General features: G+C 60.0%; 26 protein-coding genes. 11 read left to right on the top strand and 15 right to left on the bottom strand.

The window, feature by feature from the left end; genetic code table 11:
• Nucleotides 1–38 precede the first annotated feature (38 nt).
• The 5 genes from LJY25_RS01870 (at nucleotide 39) to LJY25_RS01850 (ending at nucleotide 5147) form a co-directional block, all read left to right on the top strand.
• The gene (locus tag LJY25_RS01870; RefSeq protein ID WP_227606523.1) at nucleotides 39–1115 is read left to right on the top strand and encodes a chemotaxis protein CheB; all 1077 of its coding nucleotides are present in this window, start codon (nucleotides 39–41) and stop codon (nucleotides 1113–1115) included.
• Nucleotides 1112–2752 (top strand): chemotaxis protein CheA, encoded by a 1641-nt coding sequence (locus LJY25_RS01865; protein ID WP_227606522.1) that lies wholly within the window; start codon nucleotides 1112–1114, stop codon nucleotides 2750–2752. Before LJY25_RS01870 ends, LJY25_RS01865 begins: the two co-directional genes overlap by 4 nt.
• 63 nt (nucleotides 2753–2815) lie before the next feature.
• Complete coding sequence (locus LJY25_RS01860; protein WP_227606521.1) at nucleotides 2816–3451, top strand: chemotaxis protein CheC; 636 nt, start codon at nucleotides 2816–2818, stop codon at nucleotides 3449–3451.
• A 166-nt stretch (nucleotides 3452–3617) separates the two neighbouring features.
• Nucleotides 3618–4730, top strand: coding sequence for an agmatinase family protein (locus tag LJY25_RS01855; protein ID WP_227606520.1), 1113 nt, complete (start codon nucleotides 3618–3620; stop codon nucleotides 4728–4730).
• A gap of 81 nt (nucleotides 4731–4811) precedes the next feature.
• Complete coding sequence (locus tag LJY25_RS01850) at nucleotides 4812–5147, top strand: phage holin family protein (RefSeq protein ID WP_227606519.1); 336 nt, start codon at nucleotides 4812–4814, stop codon at nucleotides 5145–5147.
• A gap of 134 nt (nucleotides 5148–5281) precedes the next feature.
• On the opposite strand, the gene murA is transcribed toward LJY25_RS01850, so the two are convergent.
• The 4 genes from murA to LJY25_RS01830 form a co-directional block, all read right to left on the bottom strand.
• On the bottom strand, nucleotides 5282–6586 hold the full coding sequence (gene murA / locus LJY25_RS01845; RefSeq protein ID WP_227606518.1) for a UDP-N-acetylglucosamine 1-carboxyvinyltransferase: 1305 nt from the start codon (nucleotides 6584–6586) through the stop codon (nucleotides 5282–5284).
• Nucleotides 6587–6682: 96 nt separating this feature from the next.
• Nucleotides 6683–7405, bottom strand: coding sequence for a DUF4290 domain-containing protein (locus LJY25_RS01840; RefSeq protein WP_227606517.1), 723 nt, complete (start codon nucleotides 7403–7405; stop codon nucleotides 6683–6685).
• An 84-nt stretch (nucleotides 7406–7489) separates the two neighbouring features.
• Nucleotides 7490–9730: an ATP-dependent helicase gene (locus LJY25_RS01835; RefSeq protein ID WP_394799947.1), complete on the bottom strand. Its 2241-nt coding sequence runs from the start codon at nucleotides 9728–9730 to the stop codon at nucleotides 7490–7492.
• A gap of 203 nt (nucleotides 9731–9933) precedes the next feature.
• A complete protein-coding gene (locus tag LJY25_RS01830; protein WP_227606515.1) occupies nucleotides 9934–10392 on the bottom strand; it encodes a hypothetical protein in 459 nt (152 codons plus the stop codon).
• A gap of 262 nt (nucleotides 10393–10654) precedes the next feature.
• On the opposite strand from LJY25_RS01830, the gene LJY25_RS01825 reads away from it, so the two are divergent.
• Together LJY25_RS01825 and LJY25_RS01820 are read left to right on the top strand one after the other, a co-directional pair.
• On the top strand, nucleotides 10655–11227 hold the full coding sequence (locus LJY25_RS01825) for a DUF3109 family protein (RefSeq protein ID WP_227606514.1): 573 nt from the start codon (nucleotides 10655–10657) through the stop codon (nucleotides 11225–11227).
• A gap of 136 nt (nucleotides 11228–11363) precedes the next feature.
• Nucleotides 11364–12548: a TPR end-of-group domain-containing protein gene (locus LJY25_RS01820; RefSeq protein ID WP_227606513.1), complete on the top strand. Its 1185-nt coding sequence runs from the start codon at nucleotides 11364–11366 to the stop codon at nucleotides 12546–12548.
• Nucleotides 12549–12611: 63 nt separating this feature from the next.
• On the opposite strand, the gene LJY25_RS01815 is transcribed toward LJY25_RS01820, so the two are convergent.
• From LJY25_RS01815 to LJY25_RS01765, 11 genes are all read right to left on the bottom strand, one after another.
• A complete protein-coding gene (locus tag LJY25_RS01815) occupies nucleotides 12612–13106 on the bottom strand; it encodes a hypothetical protein (RefSeq protein ID WP_227606512.1) in 495 nt (164 codons plus the stop codon).
• Nucleotides 13107–13274: 168 nt separating this feature from the next.
• Nucleotides 13275–14621: an acetyl-CoA carboxylase biotin carboxylase subunit gene (gene accC, locus LJY25_RS01810; protein WP_227606511.1), complete on the bottom strand. Its 1347-nt coding sequence runs from the start codon at nucleotides 14619–14621 to the stop codon at nucleotides 13275–13277.
• A gap of 165 nt (nucleotides 14622–14786) precedes the next feature.
• Complete coding sequence (accB, locus tag LJY25_RS01805) at nucleotides 14787–15269, bottom strand: acetyl-CoA carboxylase biotin carboxyl carrier protein (protein WP_227606510.1); 483 nt, start codon at nucleotides 15267–15269, stop codon at nucleotides 14787–14789.
• 22 nt (nucleotides 15270–15291) lie between these two features.
• Nucleotides 15292–15855 (bottom strand): elongation factor P, encoded by a 564-nt coding sequence (gene efp / locus LJY25_RS01800; protein ID WP_227606509.1) that lies wholly within the window; start codon nucleotides 15853–15855, stop codon nucleotides 15292–15294.
• A 170-nt stretch (nucleotides 15856–16025) separates the two neighbouring features.
• Nucleotides 16026–17042 (bottom strand): beta-ketoacyl-ACP synthase III, encoded by a 1017-nt coding sequence (locus LJY25_RS01795; protein ID WP_227606508.1) that lies wholly within the window; start codon nucleotides 17040–17042, stop codon nucleotides 16026–16028.
• A gap of 56 nt (nucleotides 17043–17098) precedes the next feature.
• Nucleotides 17099–18040, bottom strand: coding sequence for a phosphate acyltransferase PlsX (gene plsX / locus LJY25_RS01790; protein WP_227606507.1), 942 nt, complete (start codon nucleotides 18038–18040; stop codon nucleotides 17099–17101).
• Between the two features lie 57 nt (nucleotides 18041–18097).
• Nucleotides 18098–18319 (bottom strand): 50S ribosomal protein L32, encoded by a 222-nt coding sequence (rpmF, locus tag LJY25_RS01785; RefSeq protein WP_227606506.1) that lies wholly within the window; start codon nucleotides 18317–18319, stop codon nucleotides 18098–18100.
• Nucleotides 18320–18362: 43 nt separating this feature from the next.
• Nucleotides 18363–18893: a YceD family protein gene (locus LJY25_RS01780; protein ID WP_227606505.1), complete on the bottom strand. Its 531-nt coding sequence runs from the start codon at nucleotides 18891–18893 to the stop codon at nucleotides 18363–18365.
• A 79-nt stretch (nucleotides 18894–18972) separates the two neighbouring features.
• Nucleotides 18973–19341, bottom strand: a complete 369-nt coding sequence (locus LJY25_RS01775) for a helix-turn-helix domain-containing protein (protein ID WP_227606504.1) — start codon at nucleotides 19339–19341, stop codon at nucleotides 18973–18975.
• A gap of 316 nt (nucleotides 19342–19657) precedes the next feature.
• Complete coding sequence (pdxA, locus tag LJY25_RS01770; RefSeq protein ID WP_227606503.1) at nucleotides 19658–20677, bottom strand: 4-hydroxythreonine-4-phosphate dehydrogenase PdxA; 1020 nt, start codon at nucleotides 20675–20677, stop codon at nucleotides 19658–19660.
• A 184-nt stretch (nucleotides 20678–20861) separates the two neighbouring features.
• Nucleotides 20862–22307 (bottom strand): leucyl aminopeptidase family protein, encoded by a 1446-nt coding sequence (locus LJY25_RS01765; RefSeq protein ID WP_227606502.1) that lies wholly within the window; start codon nucleotides 22305–22307, stop codon nucleotides 20862–20864.
• A gap of 197 nt (nucleotides 22308–22504) precedes the next feature.
• On the opposite strand from LJY25_RS01765, the gene rsmA reads away from it, so the two are divergent.
• From rsmA to LJY25_RS21335, 4 genes are all read left to right on the top strand, one after another.
• Nucleotides 22505–23302 carry a 16S rRNA (adenine(1518)-N(6)/adenine(1519)-N(6))-dimethyltransferase RsmA gene (gene rsmA / locus LJY25_RS01760; RefSeq protein WP_227606501.1) on the top strand — a complete coding sequence of 266 codons (798 nt, stop codon included), beginning with the start codon at nucleotides 22505–22507 and terminating at the stop codon, nucleotides 23300–23302.
• Between the two features lie 184 nt (nucleotides 23303–23486).
• On the top strand, nucleotides 23487–24443 hold the full coding sequence (locus tag LJY25_RS01755) for an NAD(P)-dependent oxidoreductase (RefSeq protein ID WP_227606500.1): 957 nt from the start codon (nucleotides 23487–23489) through the stop codon (nucleotides 24441–24443).
• Between the two features lie 102 nt (nucleotides 24444–24545).
• Nucleotides 24546–25019, top strand: coding sequence for a transcription elongation factor GreA (gene greA / locus LJY25_RS01750; protein WP_227606499.1), 474 nt, complete (start codon nucleotides 24546–24548; stop codon nucleotides 25017–25019).
• Between the two features lie 152 nt (nucleotides 25020–25171).
• Entirely contained in the window at nucleotides 25172–26044 is an 873-nt protein-coding gene (locus LJY25_RS21335) for a nuclease A inhibitor family protein (protein WP_317206569.1), read from the top strand.
• The last annotated feature ends 97 nt before the right edge of the window (nucleotides 26045–26141 follow it).

Below are 26141 nucleotides of genomic sequence, written 5' to 3'. Positions count from 1 at the left end.
CCTCTTTTCGCTGTTTCGTTTCACTAACTGTGTACGATTTGTCTTCCCCACTTACAGTGCTCTTTGGCAACCTGCCCCTGCAGGTCCGGCAGGAGCTGACCCGGCTGCTTCACGCCGAGTCAGACCTGTGGGTAGTGGGGGCGGCCGGCGCTAACGACCTGTCCAGCACCGCGCGCCGCCTGCGCCCGGATCTGGTCATCGTGGGGGAAAACCAGTTAGCGCGTCTCGAGCAGCTGGCCCAGCACTATCCCGTGCCGGTGCTGCTGTACTCGGATGTTCCGCCCCGGGGCGAAGAGGTAGCACAGGCGGCCCGCTGGGGCCTGTACGAGCACGTAAACGGTGTTCCGCAACCGACGCATCCACTATTTTCCGGCTGGCGCCGTGAGCTGCTTCGCAAAATCCGCGCGGGCCGCCGGGTGCTGACCAAAGTGGCAGGGCCGATTTCCCGCCGCATGCCGGCCGTAGTTGGTGCTCCCATCAGCGGCGTAGTGGTCATTGGCGGCTCTACGGGTGGCTCTGCCGCCGTAGAGCAGCTGGTTCGTCAGCTACGGCCCCCCCTTACCTGCGCTGTACTGGTAGCCGTGCACCTGCCCGGTCACTTCACTGATTCATTGGTTGACCGGCTGCGGCGGGCCACATCCTTACCCGTTGTTTCGGGCGAGGCCGGCACGCTGCTCGAAGCCGGCAAGATTATCGTGGCCCCCGGAGGATACAACATGGTGGTGCGGCCGGTAACGGGTAGCCCCTGGCTGGCCTGGCAAACGGAATTTACTTCCGAAGTCAGTCCTTCCGCTGACGAGCCCTCGGTGGATCTGCTGATGCGCTCCGCCGCCAGCTGCTTTGGCCGCAAGGCTCTGGGCGTCGTTTTGTCGGGTCTGGGCCGTGATGGTACACTTGGGGCCGAAGCCATCCGGCTGGCCGGAGGTACCGTGGCCGTACAGAACCAGGCCTCAGCCGCCGTGTTCAGCATGCCCAACTCCGTAATTCAGGCCGGCCACGCCAACGTCGTGCTCCCGCTCGACGGCATTTCCGAATTTATCCGGCGCAGCTTGGTTATGTGGACTCCCACCTCCCGGCTGCACGCATCTTCCACTTCCGAACCCGTACGGCAATGAAATCACGGGAACAGGAGTACCGGGAGATATTTATGGCCGAGGCGCTCGAATACTACGACGCCATGAGCCGTCACATCAGCGAGCTGGAAAAAAATCCGGCTGATGCGCCCGCTCTCAACGAGCTGTTTCGGCTTATGCACAACCTGAAGGCCAACGCCCGGGCCATGGGCTACGCCGATATCGGGGAAGTGGCTCACCGGATGGAAACCATCTTTGGGCTGATCCGGGACAAGGAGAAAACGTTTTCCGGTTCTATGGTGCCGGTGCTCTTTACCGGCGTCGACAAGATCGGGGAGATGATCCGGGCCGTGGGCGAAAGCCGGGAGCTGCCCAGCGTGGCAACCCTGGTCAACAACCTCGACCTGCTGGTTAAAGGGGAGGAGCCCGTGCTGGGCGAGGAAGAGGAGGTCGACGCCGACGAGGATGCCAACCGCAAGCTGGAGCTGTCGGATCTGGTGTACATCCAGATCAAGAAGCTGGACCACCTGCTCAACCTCGTAGGCGAGCTGATTATTGACCGGGACCGGATTCTGACGCTAAGTCAGGAAATCGGCAGCCCGGCGCTGCAGACCGCGGCCACGCACCTGTTCCGCATTGCCGATGAGCTGCAGTACAGCGTCATGGATGCCCGCCTGGTAAACGTGGGCTCGCTGTTCAACAAGTTTCCGCGGGTAGTACGCGATGTAGCCACGGCCGAGCAGAAAGATGTCGAGCTGACCATTTCCGGGGAAGACATCCAGATTGACCGGAATATCCTGCAGATTATAACCGACGCCCTGCTGCACCTGGTGCGCAACGCCATCGGCCACGGCATTGAAACGCCGGAGGACCGGGTGAAAGCCGGCAAGCCCGCCCAGGGTAAGCTGGCGCTGTCGGCCCAGACGGAGCGCGATGACGTGCTGATTCAGGTGACCGACGACGGCAAAGGCATTGATGTCGAAAGCGTCCGGCGCAAGGCCGTGGAGCGCGGGCTTGTTTCGGCCGAGGCGGCCGGGCTGCTCGATCCGGGTGCGGTCCGGGCTTTCCTGTTTGAACCGGGCTTCTCGATGGCCAAGGAAGTCACGGAAATTTCCGGCCGGGGCGTCGGGCTCGACGTTGTGAAGCTGGCCATCGACTCGCTGGGCGGGCAGTTGCGCGTGGAATCGGTGCTGGGCCAGGGAACGACGTTTACACTGGTGCTGCCTACGTCCATTGCCGTAAAGGGCGCGCTGCTGTTTGAGCTGGAAGAAAGCTCTTACGCCATTCCGCTCATGCATACTGACTTAGTGGTAGCCCTCTGGCCCGACGACCTGCACGTAGTAGGCGGCATGCTACTGGCCCACGTATTCGGCGACAATATTCCGGTAGTTCCCTTGCGGGCGCTGCTGCATGGAAGCGAGGATGGGCCGTTGCCCGCCGCAAACAAAGAAGACATTACCGGCCGGCAGAACATCATCATTGTCAATTACAACAACCGCCGTCTGGGCCTTATCGTGGACCGGTTCCTGCGTCAGCAGGATATCGTTATCAAACCCATGAGTAAGCCCCTGGACATGATTGACTTGTTTGGCGGCGTTACCCTGCTTGGAAACGGACAGGTCTGCCTGGTACTCGATGTGCCGGCGCTTACCAGACTTTTTCTAGCCAAACGACCGTAAAACACGTATTGCAGACTCAGGGTAAGCTCAAGTATAAGCCGGCCCTTCAACTGATTGATTCCTATGGATTTGCACATGACGGAACTGGAGCGGGATATAATCCGCGAAATCCTGAACATTGGCCTGGCCCGTGCGGCTGACTCGTTTGCGGCCATTGCGCAGGAGAAAGTGCTCCTCGAAGTTCCGAGCCTCGATATTATGCCGGGGCGTAGCATCCTGGACAAGGTGAATGAGTTCGAAACGACCCACGTCATCATTCAGTCCGATATCCGCGGTGATTTCAACGGTACCACGCTGATGTTTTTCTCGGGTCAGCACGTGCAGCGGCTTTCCCGGGTGTGCTTGCGCATGCAGACGGCGGACTCGATCAAGATTGACGAAATGCAGGAGTCGCTCCTGCTGGAAATCAGCAATATCATTACCGGGGCCCTCGTCACGCAGCTGGCCAACATTCTGAAGGCCAAAATCTACGGAGCCCCGCCCAAGGCCCCCTACGGCAACATTGCCGGCTCTCTGCAGAACCTGCTTCAAAGCAAGCCTCTGGTGCAGCCCCTGATCTTCTCGGTTATTACCCAGTTCTCCGACAAGGAAAACTCCGTGGAGCTGCCCCTGATGCTGTTCTTTGACCGCGACACCTTTATCAAGATCCTGGAAATCATCCGGACCTACGACTTCCTCGACGGCCAGGCGGCTTCCTAAGCAAGCCGGCCACCCTGCTGCAAACTACCAGAGGCTGTCATTGCGGACTTCCACGGAAACCGGACTCCCCGCGGGTCAGGCGCCGCGGGCTCCGGAATGACAGCCTCGTTCTTGCCCGCCGGTCCCGGCTTATCCTCCGTTTTCATCACCTGCTTTACGCTTTTCTATGCCCCATTCAACCAATTCCAGCCTGGAAAAAAAGATTGCCGAGTTTGACCCCAATGCCCTTGGCGACGCTGCCGGCGGACTTTATGGCCTGCCGTTCACGGTCGAGGAGGCCCAGGTCGTCGTGATTCCCGTGCCGTGGGAGGTAACCGTTTCGTACCGGGCCGGGACGGCTCAGGGGCCCGCCGCCATCCGCGACGCTTCGCTGCAGGTCGACCTGTACGATCCGGACATTCCGGATGCCTGGAAGCTGGGCCTGGCCATGGAGGAGGAGGACGATAAATGGGCCGCCGAAAGCCACAAGCTCCGCGCCCAGGCCGCCGGCTACATCAGCTGGCTTGAGGAAGGACAGCCCAGCACCTCCGCAGGAAAGCACGGCAATGTGGTAGCCGAAGTTACCAGGCAGGGCGAGGCTCTGCTCAAGTGGCTGCAGCAGAAAGCCGGCGCCCACCTCGACGCGGGCAAAGCGGTCGTCGTGCTCGGGGGGGACCACAGCACGCCGCTGGGCTACCTCCACGCACTGGCTGAGCGCCATGCCGAGTTTGGCATCCTGCAGATTGATGCGCACTGCGACCTGCGCCCTGCTTACGAAGGGTTCCAGTACTCGCACGCGTCTATTATGTACAACGCCCTGCAGCTCCCGCAGGTTAAAAAGCTGGTGCAGGTAGCCATCCGGGATTTGTGTCAGCAGGAAGCCGACCTGATCGACCACAGCGGGGGGCGGGTTGTGATGTTCCACGACCGGTTTCTGCAGGAAGAAAAGTTTGCCGGCAAGAAGTGGCGCAAGGAGTGCGACAAAATCATTGCCCAGCTGCCCCAGAAAGTCTATCTCAGCTTCGACATCGACGGACTGGACCCCAAGCTGTGCCCCGGCACCGGCACGCCCGTTCCCGGCGGGCTGGAGTTTGAGCAGGCGCTGTACCTGATCCGGATGGTCGTGCGCTCCGGCCGCGAAATCATCGGCTGCGACCTGAACGAAGTTGCTCCCGGCGAAACCGACTGGAACGGCATCGTGGGGGCCCGCCTGCTGTACAACATGGCCAACTGGATGGCCGTGTCGCAGGGTCGCCTCAAAGCCCGCGACATGGGCAAGGCTGACAAAGACGAAGACTAGGGTGTAAACGCCCGCGCCGGTTTTTCGTAACGACGAACGGCCGGCTTCCGGCCAGACTGTCTACCTCACTAAACTGCACGTATGGGTTTTCTTCTCAAGCTCCTTCTGACGGCCATCCTGACCTACGTACTGGCCAGGTTCCTGCCCGGTGCTCACATTGCCGGCTTCACCGACGCCCTGCTGCTGGTAGTGGTGCTGGCGGTATTGAACGCGGTGCTAAAGCCGATTCTGAAGATTCTGGGCTTCCCCATCACCATCCTCACCCTGGGCCTGTTTCTGCTGGTCATCAACGCCGTCATCGTGCTCATTGCCGATTGGCTGCTGGCCGGCTTCCGGGTCGACGGGTTTATTTCCGCGCTGATTTTCAGTCTGGTTTTGTCTGTCGTCACGTTTATCGTGGACATGGTAATAGACTAGTCCGGTAGTAGCTCAACAAAAAAGCCTCCTGTTTGCGCAGGAGGCTTTTTTGTTGATAAAGTATCTGGGTCAGTGGGCATTTTGCCAGACCCGTTTATACAATCCAGTCAGTCCGGCAGCCAACGAAAGGATTCCTACACGCGCTTGATGTGGGCCCCGAGCGCGTTCAGGCGCTGGTCGATGTACTGGTAGCCACGGTCAATCTGTTCCACGTTGGAAATAACGCTGCGTCCGTCGGCGGAGAGGGCCGCAATGAGCAGCGCCACGCCGGCGCGGATGTCGGGGGAAGTCATGCTGATGCCCCGCAGGCGGGTGCGCTGGTCGAGGCCGATGACGGTGGCGCGGTGCGGGTCGCAGAGAATGATCTGGGCGCCCATGTCGATCAGCTTGTCCACGAAGAACAGGCGGCTCTCAAACATCTTCTGGTGAATCAGTACCGTACCCCGGGCCTGGGTGGCCACCACCAGCGCGATGCTGAGCAGATCGGGCGTGAAGCCGGGCCAGGTGTGGTCGGCAATGGTCAGGATGGAGCCGTCGAGGTAGGTTCCGATTTCGTAGTGGTCCTGGGACGGCACGTAGATGTCGTCGCCGCGGAACTCCATCTGGATGCCAAGCTTGCGGAACGTATCCGGAATCAGACCCAGCTCGGGAATCTGCGCGTCCTTGATGGTGATTTCCGAGCCCGTCATGGCTGCCAGGCCGATAAACGAGCCGATTTCAATCATGTCCGGCAGCATCCGATGGTTAGTTCCACCCAGCGTCTCCACGCCGTCGATAATGAGCATGTTGGAGCCGATGCCCTGAATCCGGGCGCCCATGCGCACCAGCATCCGGCAGAGCTGCTGCAAGTAAGGCTCGCAGGCGGCATTGTAGATGGTAGTGGTGCCTTCGGCCAGCACAGCGGCCATGGCAATGTTGGCGGTGCCCGTCACCGAAGCCTCGTCGAGCAGCATGTAGGTGCCCCGCAGCCCGTTCTCGGCTTTGATGCGGTAGAAGTCGGTGCCTTCGAGGGTGAGCTTGCCGCCCAGCTTTTCCAGCCCCAGGAAGTGGGTATCCATGGGACGGCGGCCGATTTTGTCGCCGCCGGGCTTGGGGAGCTGGCAACGGCCGAACCGGGCCAGCATGGGCCCCAGGATCATCACTGAGCCGCGCAGCTCCCGGGCCTGCTTTACAAACTCCGGGGTGTCGAGGTAGTCGAGGCTGACGGCATCGGCCTGAAACCGGTAGGTATCAGGAGCCAGCCGCTCGGTCTTGACGCCCATATCGGTCAACAGCTCGATGAGCTTGTTGACGTCGCGGATATCGGGAATATTGCTGATCGTGACGGGCTCGGCGGTGAGCAGCACGGCACAGATAATCTGGAGGGCTTCGTTTTTTGCTCCCTGGGGTATAATCTCTCCCCGTAGCGGTTGCCCGCCAATTACTTCAAAAGCTGCCATTAGTAGAAAAGGAGTTAGGAGCTGGGAGTTAGGAGTTAGGAGCGAAATGACGTTATCTTCTGGCTCCTGACTCCTTACTCCTAGCTCCTGAAAGAATTACTGCGGTGGTTGCTGGGGCTCCTGGCGGTTTTTCTTGCCGCCCCGGCGCTGCTTGTCGCGGCGGTTGCCCCGGCGCTCCTCGCGGCCGCCCCGGTCACCTCGCTCTCCCCGGTCGTTGCGGGGCTGGGGTACGATGAAGGCGGCCGGCCGGCCGCCGGGCACGTTCGGAAATTCGAACAGCCCCTGCGACTCGACTTGGGCCGGGTCCAGCTCGAGCTTACCGCCCGACATCTCGCGCAGGTGCTTGAGAATGGTCACGTCCTTGGCGTTTTCCTTGCTGTAGGAGCGGTACAAAAACTTCATCGTGCGCCCGATTACCACAGCGGCCTGCTCGCGCTCGGCCGGGTCTGCCAGCGTCAGGGCCTGCTCGATCATGATTTCGATGTTGCGGCCGTAGGGCTTGAGCTTGGGGGCCTTGCCCGGATATACTACCCGGGGCGGCGTGCTGTTAAACAGCTCCAGCGGCTTGAGCGGGTAGGGGCTATCCACGTCGAGTTGCTCGTTGGCCATCACGAACAGGTGGTTCCAGACTTTCTGCTGGGCATCGGGCTGGTCGCGCAGGCTGGGGTTGAGGCGGAAGATGAGCTGCACAATCTGCTGGGCGCGGCGCGTCCGCTCGTCCCGGTCCTCAATGGCGCTCAGCTGCTGCACCAGCGCATACGTGCTCTGGCCGTACTCACGCTGGAGCAGCTCGTGTTCGTGAAGGGAGGGTAAAGGCATTGAAAAAGGAAAAAGCCCGGGGGCGTAAAGTTGGAAGGAGGAGGCTCAATTGGGCCAACGGGCAAGATAAGCCTATTTCGACGGCTAGAGCACCCGCAATTTGGCGAAACTCAACAAGAGTGTCTTCTCGCCGACTTCCTCAAACTGAATGATGGCCTTGGTCGAGCCTTGCTGGGTTTCGAGCTTGGTGACGGTGCCGAACCCAAACTTGGGGTGCTCCACCCGCTGCCCGGCCGCCAGGTTCGACGTGTCACTCGGCTGGAAGTCGGCCGGGGGCGAGTAGCCCTTGGCTACCGTCTTACGCGCCGGGGTGGGCAGAAGGTTGCTGCGCCGCTCCAGCACGTGCCCGAACGGCGACTCTCCGCTGCCGGGCCCGGCAGAGAACTTGAAGTCAACGTACTGCGGGTCGATTTCGTCGAGGAAGCGGCTTTTCTCGCAGCTGCGCAGGTTGCCCCACTGGTAGCGGGAGGTGGCGTAGGTGAGCACCAGCTTCTTTTCAGCCCGGGTGATGGCTACGTAGAACAGGCGCCGCTCTTCCTCCAGGTCGGCCCGGGAGGTAATCATCATCTGCGAGGGGAACAGGTTTTCCTCCAGGCCCACGATGTAGACGTGCCGGAACTCCAGGCCCTTGGCCGAGTGAATCGTCATCAGCGTTACCGAGTCGCCGTCGTCTTTGGCGTCCTTCAGGTCGGTGTCGGTCACGAGGGCAATGTCTTGCAGGAACGAAGCCAGGCTCTTGTCTTCGCGCTCGGGGTCGTCGACATACTCCTTGATACCGTTGAGCAGCTCCTGGATGTTCTCGTAGCGGGAGAGGCCCTCGATGCTTTTGTCGGCGTAGAGGTCCTCGATCATGCCCGAGTTCTTGGCAATGAACTTGGCCGTCTCAAACGCGTCTTCCTTGGCCGCCAGCACCGCGTAGCTTTTGATCTGGTCGGCAAAGCCTTCCACGGCGTTGCCGATGCGGGCATGCAGAAAGGTGTTGGCGTTGCTGACGACCTCCCAGAGCGAGTGGTTGGTTTCTTCGCCCGTCGTAATCAGCTTGCTGATGGTGGTGTCGCCGATGCCGCGCTTGGGGTAGTTGATGATGCGCCGCAGGGCCTGCTCGTCGTTGTGGTTGACGGTCAGGCGCAGGTACGCCACCATGTCCTTGATTTCCTTGCGCTGGTAGAAGCTCAGGCCCCCGATGATCTTGTACTTGATGTTGAGCTTGCGCAGGGCTTCTTCCATCGCCCGGCTCTGGGCGTTGGTGCGGTAAAGGATGGCGAAGTCGTTGTAGGACAGATGCAGGTTCATCTTGTCCTCGTAGATGCTGTTGGCCACCAGCTTGCCTTCCTCGTTGTCGGAGGCGGCCTTGAGCACCTCAATCAGCGGGCCTTCCTCGTTGTCGGAGAAGACGTCCTTGCGCAGCTGGGCCTTGTTGTTTTTGATAACCGAGTTGGCCGCCCGCACGATGTTCTTGGTGGAGCGGTAGTTCTGCTCCAGCTTGAACACCTGCAGCTCGGGGTAGTCTTTCTCGAAGTTGAGGATGTTGGTGATGTCGGCACCCCGGAAGGCGTAGATGCTTTGCGCGTCGTCGCCGACTACGCAGATGTTGCGCTCCTTGGCGGCGAGCTTGCGGGTAATCAGGTACTGCGAGTAGTTTGTGTCCTGGTACTCGTCCACCATCACGAACTTGAAGATGTTCTGGTACTTGTTCAGCACGTCCACGTGGTCCTTGAACAGCACGTTGGTGTTGAACAGCAGGTCATCGAAGTCCATGGCGCCGGCCTTGAAGCAGCGGGCGGCATACTGCTGGTAGATGGCCCCGATCTTGGGCCGCAGCGCCGCCTCGTCGTCCTGGCGGATGACGGGGTCGTTGACGTACTGCTGCACCGAAATCAGCTTGTTTTTGGCCGCGGAGATACGCCCCAGCACCATGCTCGGCTTATAGAGCTTATCGTCGAGGTCCATCTCCTTCACGATCTGCGTAATCAGGGTTTTGGAGTCCTGGGTGTCGTAGATGGTGAAGTGGCGGGGAAAGCCAATCTTGTCGGCTTCCGAGCGCAGGATGCGGGCAAAGATGGAGTGGAAGGTGCCCATCCAAAGGTTTTTGGCCTCCGGGCCCACCACTTTCTCGATACGGGCCCGCATTTCCTTCGCGGCCTTGTTGGTAAAGGTCAGCGCCAGGATGTTGAACGGGTCAACGCCCTGTTCCAGCAGGTGGGCAATGCGGTAAGTCAGTACGCGCGTCTTGCCCGAGCCGGCGCCGGCAATAATCATGCAGGGGCCTTCGGTTTGCATCACCGCTGCCGCCTGCGACGCATTCAGTAGTTTAAGATAATCCAGTGCCATTCTTCAAGTAAACCAGCTCCGCGGCTAAAAAACAAAGGTAGCGCTTCGGGCGGGTAAACCGGTAACAAAACCCGTCCTTGTTCTGTGCCCGGCGGGTAGTGAGCAGGCACGAAAAAGCCTTCCGATGACTGGCGTTCCGCAGAACCGCCAGCCCGGAAGGCTTTTCTCGTGACCACCCGGTTGGGCCGGGTAGGGGCCTAAATCTCGACCTTGATGGTGTAGGCGCCGTTTGTGCCGTTCTTGTAGGCGTTCAGCTCAAACTTCTGGGTGGTCTTGCTGTCGTTTACGCTGATGCCGGCGGTGCAGGGCGTCAGGCTGCCTTCGCTGCGGGCGATGATGCCGATCCAGTGCTTGCCCTTCGAGAGGGTCTTGCTGAAGCACTGATCCGAGCCGGTCAGCGTCAGGTTCGACTTGTAGGTGGTGCCGTCGATCAGAATGTCGATTACGTCGCCATCGATGGTGCCGAAGTCCCGGGCGCAGATCTGCAGGGAGCCGTTGGTTACGGTAATGGTGCCCTGCTCGGTGTAGCCGGAGGGAATCTGCTCGTCAGCCTCGGGCTCAACCAAGTCAAACAGACCGCAGGAAGAAAGGGCGAAGGGGGCCGTCAGCAGCATCAGAGCCAGTGCGCGGGCGCGGAGGGAGTAGAGAAATTTCATAGATGTGGGAAATGGTGAAAAAAAGAAGAACGAAGTGGATGATTCCGGAAATTCAGAAAGACAAATCTAGTTAGTGTTCAACAGCCGACGCAATACCTACTTCTAGGTATTTTTCACCATTTCGGGAAGAAATTATAATATGCTGGTAGCGCTGAATTTATAGACCGCACGTGGAGTTTCTTTCTTTCCATCAGGCACTTACCCTTCTTACTTTGGCTTTTGGGCCCGGGCGGGTGGTTTCCTGCGTACCTTTGCCTTACCTATGATCATTATTCAGAACACCGTCATTTCAGACGACGTCCGCGACAATTTCTTTGTATGCAACCTGGAGGCCTGCAAGGGGGCCTGCTGCGTGGAGGGCGACCTGGGCGCCCCGCTTGAAGAACAGGAGCTGGCCATTCTGCAGCAGGAGTACGCAGCCATCAAGCCTTTTCTGACCGAGGCCGGGCAAATTGCAATTGAAGAACAGGGCCTTTATATAAAAGACTGGGAAGGCGACTACAGCACGACCACCATCAACGACCGGGAGTGTGCCTACGCCCTCTACGATGAGCGGGGCATCCTGAAGTGCGGGATTGAGCAGGCCTACCTGGCAGGCGCTACTTCGTTTAAAAAGCCCATCAGCTGCCATCTGTACCCGATTCGGATCAGCAAATACGAGGACTTCGAAGCGCTGAACTACGACCGGTGGGGCATCTGCAATCCGGCCTGCAGCTTCGGGGCCAGCCTGGGCGTGCGGGTCTATCAGTTCCTGAGGGAGCCCCTCGTACGCAAGTATGGGGAAGAGTGGTACGCGGAGCTGGTGCAGGAGATTGAGCAGCCTGCTGCCAACTAGCGGGAGGTGAGCAGCAATAAGAGGCAGCAAAAAATGTAATTTTTATGTACTATTAAATAATTATAGTAATTAATGGAATAGTCTAGTTAATGTGTATTTTCAGGGTGTAGTTTTTCACCTTGTCTGTACATGCTTTATGAAGGTCAAACGCCTACTGATCCGTACTCTGGTAAGCGCACTGCTCACCGTCACGCTACTTCCGGCCCAGGCTCAGTCGGACGCAGATACCCGCCATCAGGCGGTAGCAGCTATCTACCCGGTGATGCTGCAGGCCGTTAAGGACCGCAATCTGGGCAACGCCCGCATGCTCTGCCAGCAGGTTATCACCTACGAGCCCCAAGATCCGGTTCACCGCTACAACCTGGCCTGCATTGAGTCTCTGGCGGGCTCAGCCACAGCGGCCTTCACCGCTCTCAGGCAGGCAACGGACCTGGGCTACCGGGACGTTAACAGTCTACGTACGGATGCTGACCTGGCCGCTCTCCGGGCGGATTCCCGCTTTGCCGGGGTGCTTCAGGCCGCGGCCCGCAATGCCCGCCCCACAGCGGCTGCCCAAAGCCTGGCCGCTGCTCCCACCACTGTTCGTCCGGTCGGCCCCCGGCCGGTAGCCGCACCCAGGCCCGCAGCCGTGACCCCACCGGCCCGACCCGCGGCGCTGGGGGCAGCCACGCCACCGGTTCCGGCCCGGATGGTGGGAAACAAGCCGGTCGGACTATTTTTTATGACGCGCTACTGGATGGCAACCGGGTCCCTGGAAAAGCGGGTCTGGTACTTTGCTCCGGACGGGCGGGTATTCCTGGATCCCAGCGGCTTCTCCGCTGCCGAGCTGGCGGCCCACCACGGCGACAAGGGGACGTACCAGGTTTCCGGGAATAAGATGACGGTGAAGTGGTCTACCGGCTCGACTTCGCAGAGTACGGTGGAAGCACAGGCAACATCCTTCTCCTGGGATATGGGGCTATTTTCCGCCGTTAATCCTTTTACCAGCGCCCAGCAGCTGACCGGTACCTACGAAGGCGGCGAATCAATCAGCAGCGGCAGTGGATCAATCATTACCTCCAACACGCTGAAGCTGAACCCGGATGGCACGTTTTCACGCGACGGGGTGGCTTCTGTCCGCAGTGTCTCCACCGAATCAACCGTCTCAGGCGGCGCTCAGAGCAAGAATGCGGGCCGCTGGCAGTGGCAGGGCTACTACCTGACCATAACCGATGGCACCGGCAAAACCACCCGCGGCATCACGTTTCCCTACGACGATGCCAAAACGAAAGTGTACCCCGACCGGCTCTACTTCAACGGAACCATGTACAAGCGGCAGTAGGGTTTCCGCCTTGCAAGGATGCTAAAGTATATCCTGACTTGGTCGGCAACGACATCGTCCTTCTTACCCCACGCGCCGCTTCTTACGCTGGCTGAACGGGGCTTGCCTGCGAAACTGCCAGATGGCAATTCCCACCAGGCCAATGGTACTGAGGAGACCAATAATGCCGCCATTTCGGTTCTGGCCGCCCAACAAGGCTTTATCGACAATTACCTGCCCCCTATGCTCCACCTGATATACCTGGAGGGCTGCACCCGGGTGAGTAGCCGCCCTGGCGTTGTAAAACACGGTGACGGAATCTCCGACTACCAGGCGGGCCCTCAGCAGGTCGTAGTTCCGGCTGACCTGGTATACCTGGAAGCGGTAAGGTTGATTGGCGAGCTGGAACACAAAATGTCCTTTTGCTTTTCCCGCGCTGGTAACAACGCCGGTAGCCCTGGCTGCCGTGCTTAGATCAAGCGAGGTTTCCTGCAGCATGCCGTAGCTGATCAGCAGGATGGCCGCACACAGCAGCAGGCTAAAGAAAAGCTGGGCATAGCGCTTAAACTGCTTCCACATGAGTTACGGCTTTTGAACGGGTGCTTTTGAAGGGGGCAAACGTAAGCAGATACTCCGGCCCGGTTTCTCTGGCCAGGGGCCGAGGCCTTGAACTGAACTGTAGCAGCGCCGGAAACGAAAAAGCCTGACCCGTGGTGGTCAGGCTTTTCACTAGGAGGGAAGGCCAGCTTAGATAGTCGCGAAGTCGAACGAGGTTTCCAAGAAGGCGGTGGTGAAGTTGCCGGCCTGGAAATCGGCGTTGTCCATCAAGGCCAGGTGGAACGGAATCGTCGTTTTCACGCCTTCCACCACGAACTCGCTCAGGGCCCGCTTCATCTTTACGATGCACTCTTCCCGGGTCTGGGCGGTGGTGATGAGCTTGGCAATCATCGAGTCGTAGTTGGGCGGAATGGTGTAGCCCGCGTACACATGGGTGTCGACGCGCACGCCGTGGCCGCCGGGAATATGCAGGGTCGTGATTTTGCCCGGGGCCGGCCGGAAGTTGTTGCGGGGGTCTTCGGCGTTGATGCGGCACTCCATGGCGTGCATCTTGGGGAAGTAGTTGTTGCCCGAAATCGGCACGCCGGCGGCCACCTTGATCTGCTCCTTGATCAGGTCGTAGTTGATGATTTCCTCGGTTACGGGGTGCTCCACCTGAATCCGGGTGTTCATCTCCATAAAGTAGAAGTCGCGGTTTTTGTCGACCAGGAACTCGATGGTGCCTACGCCCTCGTAGCTGATGGCGCTGGCCCCGGCTACGGCGGCCTTGCCCATCTGCTCGCGCAGCTTGTCGGTCATGAATGGGGAGGGAGCTTCCTCCACCAGCTTCTGGTGGCGGCGCTGGATGCTGCAGTCGCGCTCCGAGAGGTGAGCTGCGCGGCCATACTGGTCGCCGACAATCTGGATCTCGATGTGGCGGGGCTCCTCCACGAACTTCTCGAGGTAGATACCGTCATTACCGAAAGCAGCCTTGGCCTCGGTGCGGGCATCGTTCCAGCCTTTCTCCAATTCCTCGTCGTTGCGGGCTACGCGCATGCCGCGGCCCCCGCCACCGGCCGTAGCCTTGAGGATAATGGGGTACTTGATCTTGTGGGCAATCTTGAGGGCGTCCTGCAGGGAGTCGAGCAGGCCTTCGGAGCCAGGAATCGTCGGTACGCCGGCCTTTTTCATAGTCGCCTTGGCCGAAGCCTTGTCGCCCATGGCGTTGATCATCTCCGGCGTGGCCCCGATGAACTTGATGCCGTTTTCCTGGCAGATGCGCGAGAATTCTGCGTTTTCCGACAGAAAGCCGTAGCCCGGGTGAATGGCATCGGCGTTGGTGATTTCGGCGGCCGCAATCAGGGTCGGGATGTTCAGGTACGACTGGGCGCTGGGGGGCGGGCCGATGCACACGGCCTCGTCGGCGAAGCGCACGTGCAGGCTTTCCTTGTCGGCGGTGGAGTATACGGCCACCGTCTTGATGCCCATTTCCTTGCAGGTGCGAATGATGCGCAGCGCAATTTCGCCCCGGTTGGCAATCAGTATTTTTTTGAACATTGGATCTTGGGAACTTGGGGTCTTGGATTTGGTGAAGCCAAAACCGTCGGGTGAAACCACGAGTGGAAGCTAGGTCTTGGATGAAAAAAGGAAAGGGCCTTAAGGACTTAAGGTCGGCTTTGAAAACCAAGACCCTAAGTCCCCAAGACCCTAAGACCCTAAAAACTACATCGGCTCGATGAGGAACAGCGGCTGGTCGTACTCCACGGGCGTGGCATTTTCGACCATCACCTTCACTACCCGGCCCGAGGCCTCTGCTTCAATCTCGTTGAACAGCTTCATGGCTTCGATGATGCAGATTACCTGCCCTTTCTCAACCATGTCGCCTACGCCCACGAAAGCGGGCGTTTCGGGGCTGCTGCTGCGGTAGAAGGTGCCAATCATCGGCGCTTTCAGCGCCTGGTGCTGACTGGAGGCGGGAGCTTCTGCCGCCGGGGCCGGGGCTGCGGCGGGCGCCGGAGCAGCCGGTGCGGCGGGGGCCGAGGCCGGGGCCGCGGGCGCCGCCGGTGCGGGTGCCGCGCTCAGCACGGGCTTGTAGCTGGGGTCGCGCTGCACCGAGATTTTAAACTCCTCGGTTTCGATGTTGACCTTGTTAAGTCCCGATTTGGCAATAAAATCGAGCAGTTCCTGAAGTTCTTTGGCTTTCATTGCGGGCTGTTTCTGCGGCTGCTTATTTGACTCTTTCGACATAGGAGTAGTCGCGTGTATCCACGCGGATTTTCGTGTCTTGCTCGATAAACAGGGGCACCTGGATCCGGGCACCGGTTTCGACGGTTGCGGGCTTGAGCGTGTTGGTGGCCGTGTCGCCACGCAGGCCGGGCTCGGTGTAGGTCACCATCAGCTCTACCGTAGTGGGCAGCTCAGCGGTGAGGGGCTGCTCGGTTTCGGCATGGAACAGGATCGTGACGCCCTGGCCTTCCTTCATCAGGTCGGCGAAGGGTACCATGGCTTCCGGCAGCACCACCTGCTCAAACGACTCGTTGTCCATGAAGGTGTAGCCGTAGTCGTCCTTGAACAGGTACTGGTGGGGGCGCTGCTCCACGCGGGCAGTTTCCACTTTCACCCCGGCGTTGAAGGTGTTGTCGAGTACCCGGCCGGTTTTGATGTTGCGCAGCTTGGTACGCACAAATGCCGGGCCTTTGCCGGGTTTCACGTGCTGAAACTCGGTGATGACGTGGAGCTCGCCATTGTAGTTAAGGACGAGGCCGTTACGAAAATCGGCGGTAGTTGCCATTTTTTGAAAGTTAGCTAAGGAGCGGTGGGCTTTAGCAGAAGAGGATGAAGGAAGGAGCGAAACGTTGGCCGCAGCTGGCTGCGGCCGAAAATGCAACGTGCCGTCCCGAAGAGTTGGCGGGGCGGCACGTTGGGAGTGCAAGTATAGGAGTTTTCTACGTTCAGCCCGCGTTACGATGCCGCTGTCGGATCAGGTTTCGGGTCGTAGGCCCATTTGATGTAAATCGAGCCCCAGGTAAACCCGCCGCCAAAGGCCGCCAGAATGAGGTTGTCGCCCCGGCGCAGCTGGCTTTCGTAGTCGGCCAGGCACAGCGGAATGGTGCCGTTGGTGGTATTACCGTAGCGGTGAATGTTGAGCATCACCTTTTCCGGACCCACGCCCATGCGGTTAGCGGTAGCGTCGATGATGCGCTTGTTGGCCTGGTGCGGCACCAGCCAGGACACATCGGCATTGGTCAGGTGGTTACGCTCCATCACCTGGGCAGCCACATCAGCCATGTTGGTCACGGCAAACTTGAAGACCGTCGCACCTTCCTGGTACATGAAATGCTCCCGGTTAGTCACGCTTTCAATCGATGGGGGGCGGCGGCTGCCCCCGGCCTTCTGGTACAGATACTGCTCGCCTTTGCCGTCGGTGCGCAGCACCTGGTCCAGCAGGCCGTGGCCATCGGTAGTCGGCTCGAGCAGCACCGCGCCGGCTCCATCCCCGAAGATGATGCAGTTAGAGCGGTCGGTGTAGTCCGTGATGGACGACATTTTGTCGGCTCCGATAACAACTACTTTTTTGTACGTGCCAGCCTGGATGAACTGGGCACCCGTCGCCAAAGCGAACAGGAAGCCTGAGCAGGCAGCTTGCATGTCATAGCTGAACGCCTGACTCATGCCCACGGCGGCGGAGATGATGTTGGCCGTAGCGGGAAACACCAAGTCGGGAGTGGTGGTGGCGCAGATGACGAGCTCCACTTCCTCGGGGCGGGTACCGGTTTTGTCCAGCAGCTGCTGCACGGCCTTGATACCCATCACGGAGGTACCCTGGTTTTCCCCCTTGAGCAGGCGGCGCTCCTTGATACCGGTGCGCGTGACAATCCACTCGTCGGTGGTATCCACCATCTTCTCGAGCTCCTCGTTGGTGAGCACGTACTCGGGCACGTAAGCGCCCACTCCGGTAATTGCAGCGGTAATTCTCATCGAAAGGGAACGGCGAAAAAAGGCAAAAAAAGTCCGGCCTCGGCCGGACTAAGTCGCTAGGACTTAAAGGAGCTTTTTATTTGGTCGGAGATGCCGGACTTAGCCATTTCGTAGCCCTGCATGATCATGTTGCAGATGGCCAGCGGGGTGCTGGCGCCGTGCCCGATGATGGCGTTGTCGTTGATACCCAGAATCGGGCTGCCACCTACCGCCTCGTAGTTGAACTTGTCAAAGAAGGGGTCGTGGATATTCTTTTCGTGGAGGGCGTCATAAATAGACTCAGCCATCTTCAGCAAGACATTGCCGGTATAGCCGTCGCACACAATGACGTCCGCCTTTGAATTAAATAAGTCCCGACCTTCGATGTTGCCGATGAAGTGAACATGGGGGTTCACTTTCAGGAGCTGATGGGTAGCCTGCATAATGGCAGTGCCCTTACCTTCTTCCTCGCCCAGGTTCATCAGGCCTACTTTAGGCTCCGTGATGCCCAGTACGCACTGCGCGTACAGAGAGCCCAGCTCCCCGAACTGCTCCAGCATTTCGGGCTTGCACTCGGCGTTGGCCCCGACATCCAGCAGGATGCCGAAGCCACCGTCCAGTTTGGGCAGGAAGTTGGCAATAGCCGGCCGCATCACGCCCGGTACCGTCTTCACACTGAACATGGCCCCAACCAGCATGGCGCCGGTATTGCCGGCCGAGCAGAAGGCATCAGCCTCCCCGGCGTGCAGCATGCGGTAGCCTACGGCAATACTGGAGTCCTGCTTCTGCTGGTAGGCTTTGGCCGGATGCTCACCCATCTCGATGATCTGGGAGGCATGCACGAATTGAAGGCTTTCGGCCGCGGCCCCATGCTTTTCAAGCAAAGGACGCACGGCCTCCTGCTGGCCAATGAGCACAATCTGAGCCGAGCCAGCCAGCTTTTCAGCTGCCAGCACGGCACCATCGACGGCAGCCTGGGGGGCGAAATCGCCTCCCATTGCGTCCAGGGCTATCTTCATGTACGAGGTGTCAAGGGATACGGAGGAGAGAGAGCAAGCCGGCGGCTGCCGGCCTGACTATTCTTCGTCGGCAGCGGGAGCAGCGGCGGCTACGGGAGCGTAGTCTTTGATGGCTACTTTGCCGTGCAGGTACAGGTCACCCTCTACTACATAGGCCTTGTGGCGCAGGTGCAGCTCGCCAGTGTTCTGGCAGATGGTGATAGCCTTGGGAGTCAGCTTGTCGTGGGTGCGACGCTTGTCGCGGCGGGTCGAGGACTGGCGGCGCTTAGGATGTGCCATGAGTGAAAATGAAGGGTAAAGCGAAAAAAATCAGGAGAAAAATCTAGTTCAGGTTGCGCAGGGCGTCCCAGCGTGGGTCGCTGGCGTCCTCGTCGTCGTCGCCATCCGGCTTGCGGGTGGTGAAGATGAGCTTGCTGTCGGCATCGGGGTTCTCGTCCGGCTCGTTGGCATAGCGCGGATGCAGCTTCTTCATCGGAATAGCCAGGCCGATATAGTCGAACAGGTGCTGGGCGATGGGCAGGGTCTGGGCGTCGGGCGTGATTTGCAGCACGTTCTCGTCCAGCTCCAGCTCCCGGTCGCCGAAGCGCACGAGCAGCTGGTTGCGCACGTCGATTGGCTGGTCGAACTCGTCGAGGCTCCGGTCGCAGATCAGCCGCACGGTGCCCTGGATGTGAAAGTCCAGCGTCAGCAGCAGGTCGGTTTTGTCCAGCACCACGTCGGCATGCAGCCGGCCATCCTGGATCAGGCTCTGGTCGAACTGCTCAAAGAACGCACGGTCCAGCTCGAACGCAAAGTGGTGCGTCTTAGAAGCCAGCTTGGCAATTGCCAGATCGTATTGCGAGTCTTTTTTCACGAGTGGAATTTGTAGCAGGGGGCAAAAGTAGAAAGATTTCCCCGTTATCTAAATGTTAATAGCTGGTCCGGGTGGCTGGTCAGGCGTACTTCAGAATAAAGTCTGAGGGAATACCGAGCCGCTCGTACAGCCGCTTTGCCAGGTCCAGCGTGACGCGGCGCTTGCCGCTTAGAATCTGGGAAAGGCGGCCGGCCGGCACTTCCAGCAGCTGAGCCAGCTCTTTCTGCTTGAGGCGCATCTGCTGCCGCTTCAGCTCAATCATCTCGGCCAGGGAGGTCGGTAGATTCGGGATGGGCAGCAGTCCCAGCTTGCTTTCGTATACGTCCAGGGCCATAATCAGCTCCCGAAACTCGGCTTCCAGGGCCGCGTTGCCTTCCACCCCGGCAGCTACCAGCGCGTCGAGGCGGCGCAGGGCGGTGCGGTAATCAGTAGGAGTGGAGAGGGTCATGCAAAAGAGCTCAATACGGGCACGAAACCGCATTGGTCTCGCTGGTTGATTCTGCAAAGCTACGGCAGAATTCCAAAACAGCAAACAATATTTCGGTATTGGAAAGAAAATTTCGGTTTAGGTATGTTTTCAGCAAGCATACAGCGCCTGACTTTATAGCAAAAACCAACAGCGTATAGAGTCATAATTGAACATGTGCTCCAGAAAACACGCTGCTCAGCAACCCGGGCTGAAATGCCGGGGGCAAGGGCCTGTAAAGCCACGGCCACTGCCCGTCAGGGAGCAGTGGCCGTGGTGCTATCCGGATGCCTAAGCGTTACTGCCGTTTCGCACTGGCAGCCGCCCGCTGCTTTACCAGGTCACAGGCCAGATACAGCGCTTCGCGGAAGGAAGTAGCATCAGCTTTATAGCTACCCGCAATGCCATACGCAGTACCATGGTCGGGGGAAGTGCGGATAATGGGCAGGCCGGCGGTGAAGTTGACGCCCCGCTCAAAGGCAATGGTCTTAAACGGAATCAGGCCCTGGTCGTGGTAGAGGGCCAGCGTAGCGTCGAACTGCTGAAACTGCCGGGTGCCGAAGTAGCCATCAGCCGGGTAGGGGCCATACACCAGATGGCCGTCGTGGAGCAGCTGCTGAATCACGGGCGTCACCACGTCGTTTTCCTCGTGGCCCAACAGGCCGTTTTCGCCGGCGTGGGGGTTCAGGCCCAGCACTGCCACCCGGGGCTTCTGGATGCCGAAGTCGTTGCGAAGGCTCTTGAGCAGAATCTGGAGCTTGGTGTTCAGCAGCTCCTTGGTTACCCGGGTAGGCACGTCGCGCAGGGCAATGTGGCCGGTGGTGGTAGCCACCCGCAGGTCCTCGCTCACCAGAAACATCAGGCTCTCCGAAGCACCGAAGAAGCTGGTCAGGAACTCGGTGTGGCCCGGGTAGCGGAAGTCGTCGGCCTGGGTGTTTTCCTTGCTGATGGGCGCCGTGACGAGGCCGTCGAGCAGGCCTTCCTTCAGGTCGCGGCAGGCGGCCAGCAACGACTGCCGGGCGGCCCGGCCGGATGCCTCAGTGGGCTGACCGGGCGTAATGGCAAAGTCTTCGTCCCAGCACGTGACGGCGTTGGGCTTGCCCGGGTCGATGTCGGCGGCGGCGCGCACCTGCCGGAAAGTCAGCGGCTGCCCTTGCGGGTCGGCCGGAAAATCGTCGAACAGCAGGGTAGCCGTACCATACACGACCGGAGTGCAGTACTTGAGCAGGCGGCTGTCGAGCAGGGTTTTATAGATGATTTCCGGCCCGATGCCGGCCAGGTCGCCGACGGAGATGCCGATGCGGGGCGGGTTGGTCATTTTTTAGGTCTTAGGATCTTAGGTTTTAGGGCTTAGGTTTTAGAACTGGTTAGGACTCGGGGCCGCTGGTCAAACAGGTTTTTAGCAGTCGGTTAAGCAGCTGGTCCGGCTTGAACCGAAGAATTGCCTGCCGTCTGTATGCGTCTGGTAAAAATCTAAAACCTAAGGCCCTAAGAACTAAGTCCTAGAAGCTATGCGCTAAAAAGTCGTACAGCAGACGGACGCTCGTGCCCGTGCCGCCTTTGCCGCGGTAGGAGTCCGGGGCCGTCAGGAAGGCGGGGCCGGCAATGTCGAGGTGTACCCAGGGGTAGCCTACGGCAAACCGCTCGAGAAACTTGCCGGCGGAGATGGCGCCGGCTTCGGCCTTGCCCAGGTTGTTGAGGTCGGCAATGTCGGACTTGATGTGCTCGGCGTACTCGTCCCACAGGGGCAGCTCCACAATCCGCTCGTGGGTGCGCTGCCCGGCCTGCTTGAGGGCCAGCATCTGCTCATCAGATGCCGTGCCCATAGCTACCAGGCCTTCCTTGCCGACGGCCCGGGCCGCGGCGCCGGTGAGCGTGGCAATATCGAACGCCAGCTCGGGCTCGTAGCGGCGGGCAAAGCTCAGCGCGTCAGCCAAGATCAGGCGGCCCTCGGCGTCGGTGTTAAGCACTTCCACCGTCAGGCCGCTGTGCATCTCCAGCACGTCGCCGGGCGCAAAGGCCATACCGCCGGGGCGGTTGTCGGTGGCCGGCACGAGGCCGATAACGTGCACGGGAACCTGGTTTTTGGCCAAAGCATACAGCACGCCGGCCACGGCCGCGCCCCCGGCCATGTCGCACTTCATCATGTCCATCGACGCCGGGGTGGGCTTCAGGCTCAGGCCGCCGGTGTCGAACACCACGCCCTTGCCCACCAGCACGTACGGCTTGGCATTGCGGGCCCCGGCGGGCTTGTACTCCATAATGGTGAACGTGGGTGGCTCGGGCGAACCCAGATTGACGGCCAGCAGGCCACCCATCCGCAACGCCTCAATGCGGGCTAGGTCGAGGATTTCGGTTTCGTAGCCGGCTTCCTCGCCCGCGGCGGCCATGCGTTCGGCAAACTGGGTGGCATTGAGGTGGCTCAGGGGCATGTTCACCAGGTCGCGGGCCAAGAACACGCCCTGCAGCAGACCGTCCAGCTCTTTCAAGGCCTCGGGCGTCGCGCCCTCGCCCACAACGGTGAGCTTGGTCAGGACAGCCGGGGCCTTGGACTTCTCGTCGGTGCGGTAGCCGGCAAACTGGTAGGCCGACAGGCAGATGCCCTCGGCCAGGGGCAGGGCGCCGCTGCCGGTGAAGTCCTGAACGAACAGCTCGGCGACTTTGGCCGCTTTGAGCAGGGCGTGCAGCTGGTGTCCGCTCTTGCGCATTTCCTCGGCTACGAGCGCGGGAGTGGGCTTGTCGGCGGCCACCACAAAATAATGCTGGTGCGAAAAGTGGTTGACGGTAATCAGCCGGGAGCTGGCCGCCAGCTGGTCGGCAACGTACTGACGGGCAGCTTCGTGCAGGTCAGCTACCTCGGCGGGCAGCGTGGTACTGCCCGCGGGCAGCAGGAAAACAGAGTTGGCGCCGGCAGGCAGCTCAGCGGCATGAGCAAGTTGAATCGGCATAGCAGGACGTATCTTTAGGACCAATTAGGACGTGCAAGGTAGGCGTTTTTGGCAGGAGCTAGCAGACAGAAGTCAGGAGTTACAATACCGGCAAAGTAAGCCTGCGCTGATCCTGATCCTGATGTTCCGTTAGCTTTCCACTGATTTCCCCGCGTTTGCCTCCTAACTCCTGTCTCCTGTCTCCTAGCTCCTCCACTATGGATAACGTCAGTCCGAAGAAACACCTCGGCCAGCACTTCCTGGCCGACGCCAACATTGCCCGCAACATCGTGGAGGCCCTGCGCCTGCCCGGAGGCGTCACGGAGGTGCTCGAAATCGGGCCCGGCATGGGTGTGCTCACCGGCCACCTGCTCCAGCACCCGGAGTACCGTACCACGGTCATTGAAATCGACCGGGAGTCGGTGGCCTACCTGGAGCGCAACTACCCCTCGTCCCTGGCCGGACGGATCATCTCCGCCGACTTTCTGAAGCAGGATCTGAGCAAGCTGTTTCCCGGGCAGGCGCTGAGCATCATCGGCAACTTTCCCTACAACATCTCCACCCAGATCTACTTTCAGGTGCTGGCCCACCGGCACCAGGTGCGCGAGGTCGTGGGCATGCTGCAGAAGGAGGTGGCCGAGCGGATTGCCGAGCCCCCGGGGTCCAAGGCCTATGGCATCCTGAGCGTGCTGGTGCAGGCGTTCTACGACGTGGACATGCTGTTTGCGGTGCCGCCCCACGTGTTCGTGCCCCCGCCCAAGGTGCAGTCGGCGGTAATCCGGCTCATCCGCAACGCCACCGAAAAGCTGGACTGCGACGAGAAGCTGTTTTTCCAGGTGGTGAAGCAGGCCTTCCAGACCCGGCGCAAGACGCTGCGCAACGCCCTTAAGCCCTTCGGCATGCCCGCGGAGGCCACCACCGAGCCCATCTTCAACGAGCGGGCCGAGCAACTCAGCGTCGCCCAGTTCGTGCAGCTCACGAACCACGTGGAAAAGCACCGGGCTGTTTCTACTTAATAATTAAGAATTGATAATTGACAATTGGGGCGGAAGAGGCTTTGGGGACTGGTGTTCCTATCCTCCAAACAGTAGATGGGAGCTTATCAGAATGGAAAACGATTTAACACTGGAATTTCGAAACCGCAGCACCGTGACGCAGACACAATTATTAATTTCTAATTCTTAATTATTAAGTAGAAACATGTCCCTCTGCCTGGTAATCGACGAAATGCATCCTTCCCTGGCCGAGTACATGGCCGCAATAGGCGTGGAGCTGCACTACCGGCCCGACCTGAAAGCCACCGAGGTGGCGGCGGCGCTGGTGGCTCACCCATATGATGGCCTAATGGTGCGCTCGAAGCTGCGCGTGACGGCCGAGCTGCTCCGGCACGGCGCTGCGCTGCGCTACGTGGCCCGGGCCGGGGCCGGGGTCGACAACATTGATGAGGAAGCCATGGCCGCCGCGGGCGTGACGTTGCTCAACGCCCCGGAGGGCAACCGCGACGCGGTGGGCGAGCATACGCTGGGCCTGCTGCTGGCTTTGTTCCGGCAGGTGGCCACGGCCGACCGCGAAGTACGCGCCGGCTTATGGCGGCGGGAAGCCAACCGGGGCGAGGAAATCGGGGGCAAGACGGTGGGGCTGCTCGGCTACGGCCATATGGGCCGGGCGTTTGCGCGGCGGCTGGCCGGGTTCGGCTGCACCATGCTGGCGCACGACCACAATCCGGCGGTAAAAGCCGAGACGGGAGTGGAAATGGTAAGCCTGGCCGAGCTGCAGAGCCGGGCCGAGGTGCTGAGCCTGCACATTCCCTACTCGGCGGCAAACCACCAGCTGGTAAACCACGACTTCCTGGCCGGCTTCGCGCATCCCATCTGGCTGCTGAACACGGCCCGGGGCGAGATTCTAAACCATACCGCCCTGGCCGACGCGCTGAGCAGCGGCCGGGTGCGGGGGGCCGCCCTCGACGTGCTCGAAAACGAAAAGCTGGCGACGCTGACGCCCGGGCAGCAGGACCGGTTCGACCTGCTGGCTTCGCTGCCGAACGTGGTGCTTTCGCCCCACATTGCGGGCTGGACCCACCAGTCGTACCGCCGGATTAACGAGGTGCTGGCCCGGAAAATTGGGGATTTCCTGAAAGCGGCCGGCCGGCCCCGCTAGCGGAAATCTGAAGCGAGTTGTATATTTGTCGTAAATCTGTTCCGGAGAACGGTTGGCTTGGCTGACCGTTCTCCTTGTTTTTTAGCTAACCATCTCACCAACATGGCTTCCGTTAATTATTATACTCCCGAAGGACTGCAAAAGCTCAAAGACGAGCTGCAGGATCTCAAAATTCGCGGCCGCGCCAAAGCAGCCGAGGATCTGCGCGAAGCCCGCGACAAGGGAGACCTGAGTGAAAATGCCGAGTACGACGCGGCCAAGGAGGCCCAGGGTTTGCTGGAGCTGAAAATCTCCAAGCTCGAGGAAGTAGTCGGTAATGCCCGCATCCTTGATGATACCAACATGGATGTCAGCAAGGTGCTCATCATGAGCAAGGTGAAGCTCAAAAATCTGAAAAACAACATGGTGCTCGACTACCTGCTGGTAGCCGAGGAAGAAGCCAACCTCGCCGCCGGCAAGATTTCTGTGAAGTCCCCGATCGGGAAGGGCCTGCTGGGCAAGAAAGTCGGCGACGTGGCCGAAATCACCGTGCCCGCCGGCAAGCTGCAGTTCGAAATTCTCGAGGTAAGCCGGTAAACGGTATAGGAGGTGCATACTCCGACGCTTGGTAAGGGCGAAGCCATCGGCTTCGCCCTTTTTGCGTTTTGCCCCGTACTTTGGCTACCGACGCCGGCCCGGGCCCTGGTCGGTCGGCTGCACGTATCCTACTCATCACTCAACTACTGCCCATGCCTTCCATCTTTTCCCGCATCGTGTCGGGCGAGCTGCCTGCTTTTAAAGTTGCCGAGGACGAACACCACCTGGCTTTTCTCGACATCACCCCGCTGGTGGAAGGCCACACGCTGGTGATTCCGAAGCGGGAGGTGGATTACATCTTCGATTTGCCTGCCGATGAGCTGGCCGCCCTCCACCAGTTTGCCCAGCGCGTGGCCAAAGGCGTGAAGGAGGCCGTAACCTGCAAGCGGATCGGGGTGGCCGTTATCGGGCTGGAAGTACCGCACGCCCACATTCACCTGATTCCGATGAATAAGGTGTCGGATATGAACTTCGCCAATCCCAAAATCAAGGTGGACGAGAAGCGGATGAAGGAGCTGGCCTCGGCCATCAGCGCCCAGGTACCCGCTGCCGGCGGCAGGTCGAAGGGCGAGGAAAAGAAGCCGCTGGAATCCAAGGCAGATCGGGAAATTAAGGGTGCCGGCTCGCAGGCAGACGACCCGACTCTTGCTCAGCTCCGCACCCTGACCAAAGGGCTTTACTTCGTGAGTGAGTCGGAGGCCGAGCTGGAAGCCGTACGCTACGACGCCCCGGCCAGTGCGCTGTCTGACGCGGAACTACTCAGGCTTACGGGTCAGCCGGCAGGCACGCCGGTCGAAACCCAGGAGCTGACCTACTTTCTGCGCAACCACACCGCCGACGACGGCGTGCTGGGCGACCCGGACCTGGCCAACCGCTACAAAGCCCTACAGATGTTCATGAAGCAGGACCTGAACGAAGCGAGGGTTTACCGCATCGGCACCGGCCCCCAGGTGCAGGCCTTTGCCTTGGGCAAAACCGGGGAAGGCAAGCTGGTTGGCTTTAAAACCGTGCTGACTGAAACCTAAGCTCCTTTCCGGAAGGAGGGAAGCTGCTCCTTTGGTCTGGCCGTCCAGCTGTCAACCGGTTAACGATGCGCGCCGCCCCGTGCGGGTCGGGGCCATT

The organism is Hymenobacter translucens (assembly GCF_020685205.1).
Taxonomy (GTDB): domain Bacteria; phylum Bacteroidota; class Bacteroidia; order Cytophagales; family Hymenobacteraceae; genus Hymenobacter; species Hymenobacter translucens.
The sequence above is the reverse complement of the archived record's forward strand: the minus strand, read 5'-3'. Positions and strand labels throughout refer to the sequence as shown.

Bases quoted from the DNA above. Each gene is read 5' to 3' on its own strand.
- LJY25_RS01865 (WP_227606522.1), top strand. From the start codon at position 1,112: ATGAAATCACGGGAACAGGAGTACCGGGAGATATTTATGGCCGAGGCG.
- LJY25_RS01860 (WP_227606521.1), top strand. From the start codon at position 2,816: ATGGATTTGCACATGACGGAACTGGAGCGGGATATAATCCGCGAAATC.
- LJY25_RS01855 (WP_227606520.1), top strand. From the start codon at position 3,618: ATGCCCCATTCAACCAATTCCAGCCTGGAAAAAAAGATTGCCGAGTTT.
- LJY25_RS01850 (WP_227606519.1), top strand. From the start codon at position 4,812: ATGGGTTTTCTTCTCAAGCTCCTTCTGACGGCCATCCTGACCTACGTA.
- murA (WP_227606518.1), bottom strand. From the start codon at position 6,586: ATGGCAGCTTTTGAAGTAATTGGCGGGCAACCGCTACGGGGAGAGATT.
- LJY25_RS01840 (WP_227606517.1), bottom strand. From the start codon at position 7,405: ATGCCTTTACCCTCCCTTCACGAACACGAGCTGCTCCAGCGTGAGTAC.
- LJY25_RS01830 (WP_227606515.1), bottom strand. From the start codon at position 10,392: ATGAAATTTCTCTACTCCCTCCGCGCCCGCGCACTGGCTCTGATGCTG.
- LJY25_RS01825 (WP_227606514.1), top strand. From the start codon at position 10,655: ATGATCATTATTCAGAACACCGTCATTTCAGACGACGTCCGCGACAAT.
- LJY25_RS01820 (WP_227606513.1), top strand. From the start codon at position 11,364: ATGAAGGTCAAACGCCTACTGATCCGTACTCTGGTAAGCGCACTGCTC.
- LJY25_RS01815 (WP_227606512.1), bottom strand. From the start codon at position 13,106: ATGTGGAAGCAGTTTAAGCGCTATGCCCAGCTTTTCTTTAGCCTGCTG.
- accC (WP_227606511.1), bottom strand. From the start codon at position 14,621: ATGTTCAAAAAAATACTGATTGCCAACCGGGGCGAAATTGCGCTGCGC.
- accB (WP_227606510.1), bottom strand. From the start codon at position 15,269: ATGAAAGCCAAAGAACTTCAGGAACTGCTCGATTTTATTGCCAAATCG.
- efp (WP_227606509.1), bottom strand. From the start codon at position 15,855: ATGGCAACTACCGCCGATTTTCGTAACGGCCTCGTCCTTAACTACAAT.
- LJY25_RS01795 (WP_227606508.1), bottom strand. From the start codon at position 17,042: ATGAGAATTACCGCTGCAATTACCGGAGTGGGCGCTTACGTGCCCGAG.
- plsX (WP_227606507.1), bottom strand. From the start codon at position 18,040: ATGAAGATAGCCCTGGACGCAATGGGAGGCGATTTCGCCCCCCAGGCT.
- rpmF (WP_227606506.1), bottom strand. From the start codon at position 18,319: ATGGCACATCCTAAGCGCCGCCAGTCCTCGACCCGCCGCGACAAGCGT.
- LJY25_RS01775 (WP_227606504.1), bottom strand. From the start codon at position 19,341: ATGACCCTCTCCACTCCTACTGATTACCGCACCGCCCTGCGCCGCCTC.
- pdxA (WP_227606503.1), bottom strand. From the start codon at position 20,677: ATGACCAACCCGCCCCGCATCGGCATCTCCGTCGGCGACCTGGCCGGC.
- LJY25_RS01765 (WP_227606502.1), bottom strand. From the start codon at position 22,307: ATGCCGATTCAACTTGCTCATGCCGCTGAGCTGCCTGCCGGCGCCAAC.
- rsmA (WP_227606501.1), top strand. From the start codon at position 22,505: ATGGATAACGTCAGTCCGAAGAAACACCTCGGCCAGCACTTCCTGGCC.
- LJY25_RS01755 (WP_227606500.1), top strand. From the start codon at position 23,487: ATGTCCCTCTGCCTGGTAATCGACGAAATGCATCCTTCCCTGGCCGAG.
- greA (WP_227606499.1), top strand. From the start codon at position 24,546: ATGGCTTCCGTTAATTATTATACTCCCGAAGGACTGCAAAAGCTCAAA.
- LJY25_RS21335 (WP_317206569.1), top strand. From the start codon at position 25,172: ATGCCTTCCATCTTTTCCCGCATCGTGTCGGGCGAGCTGCCTGCTTTT.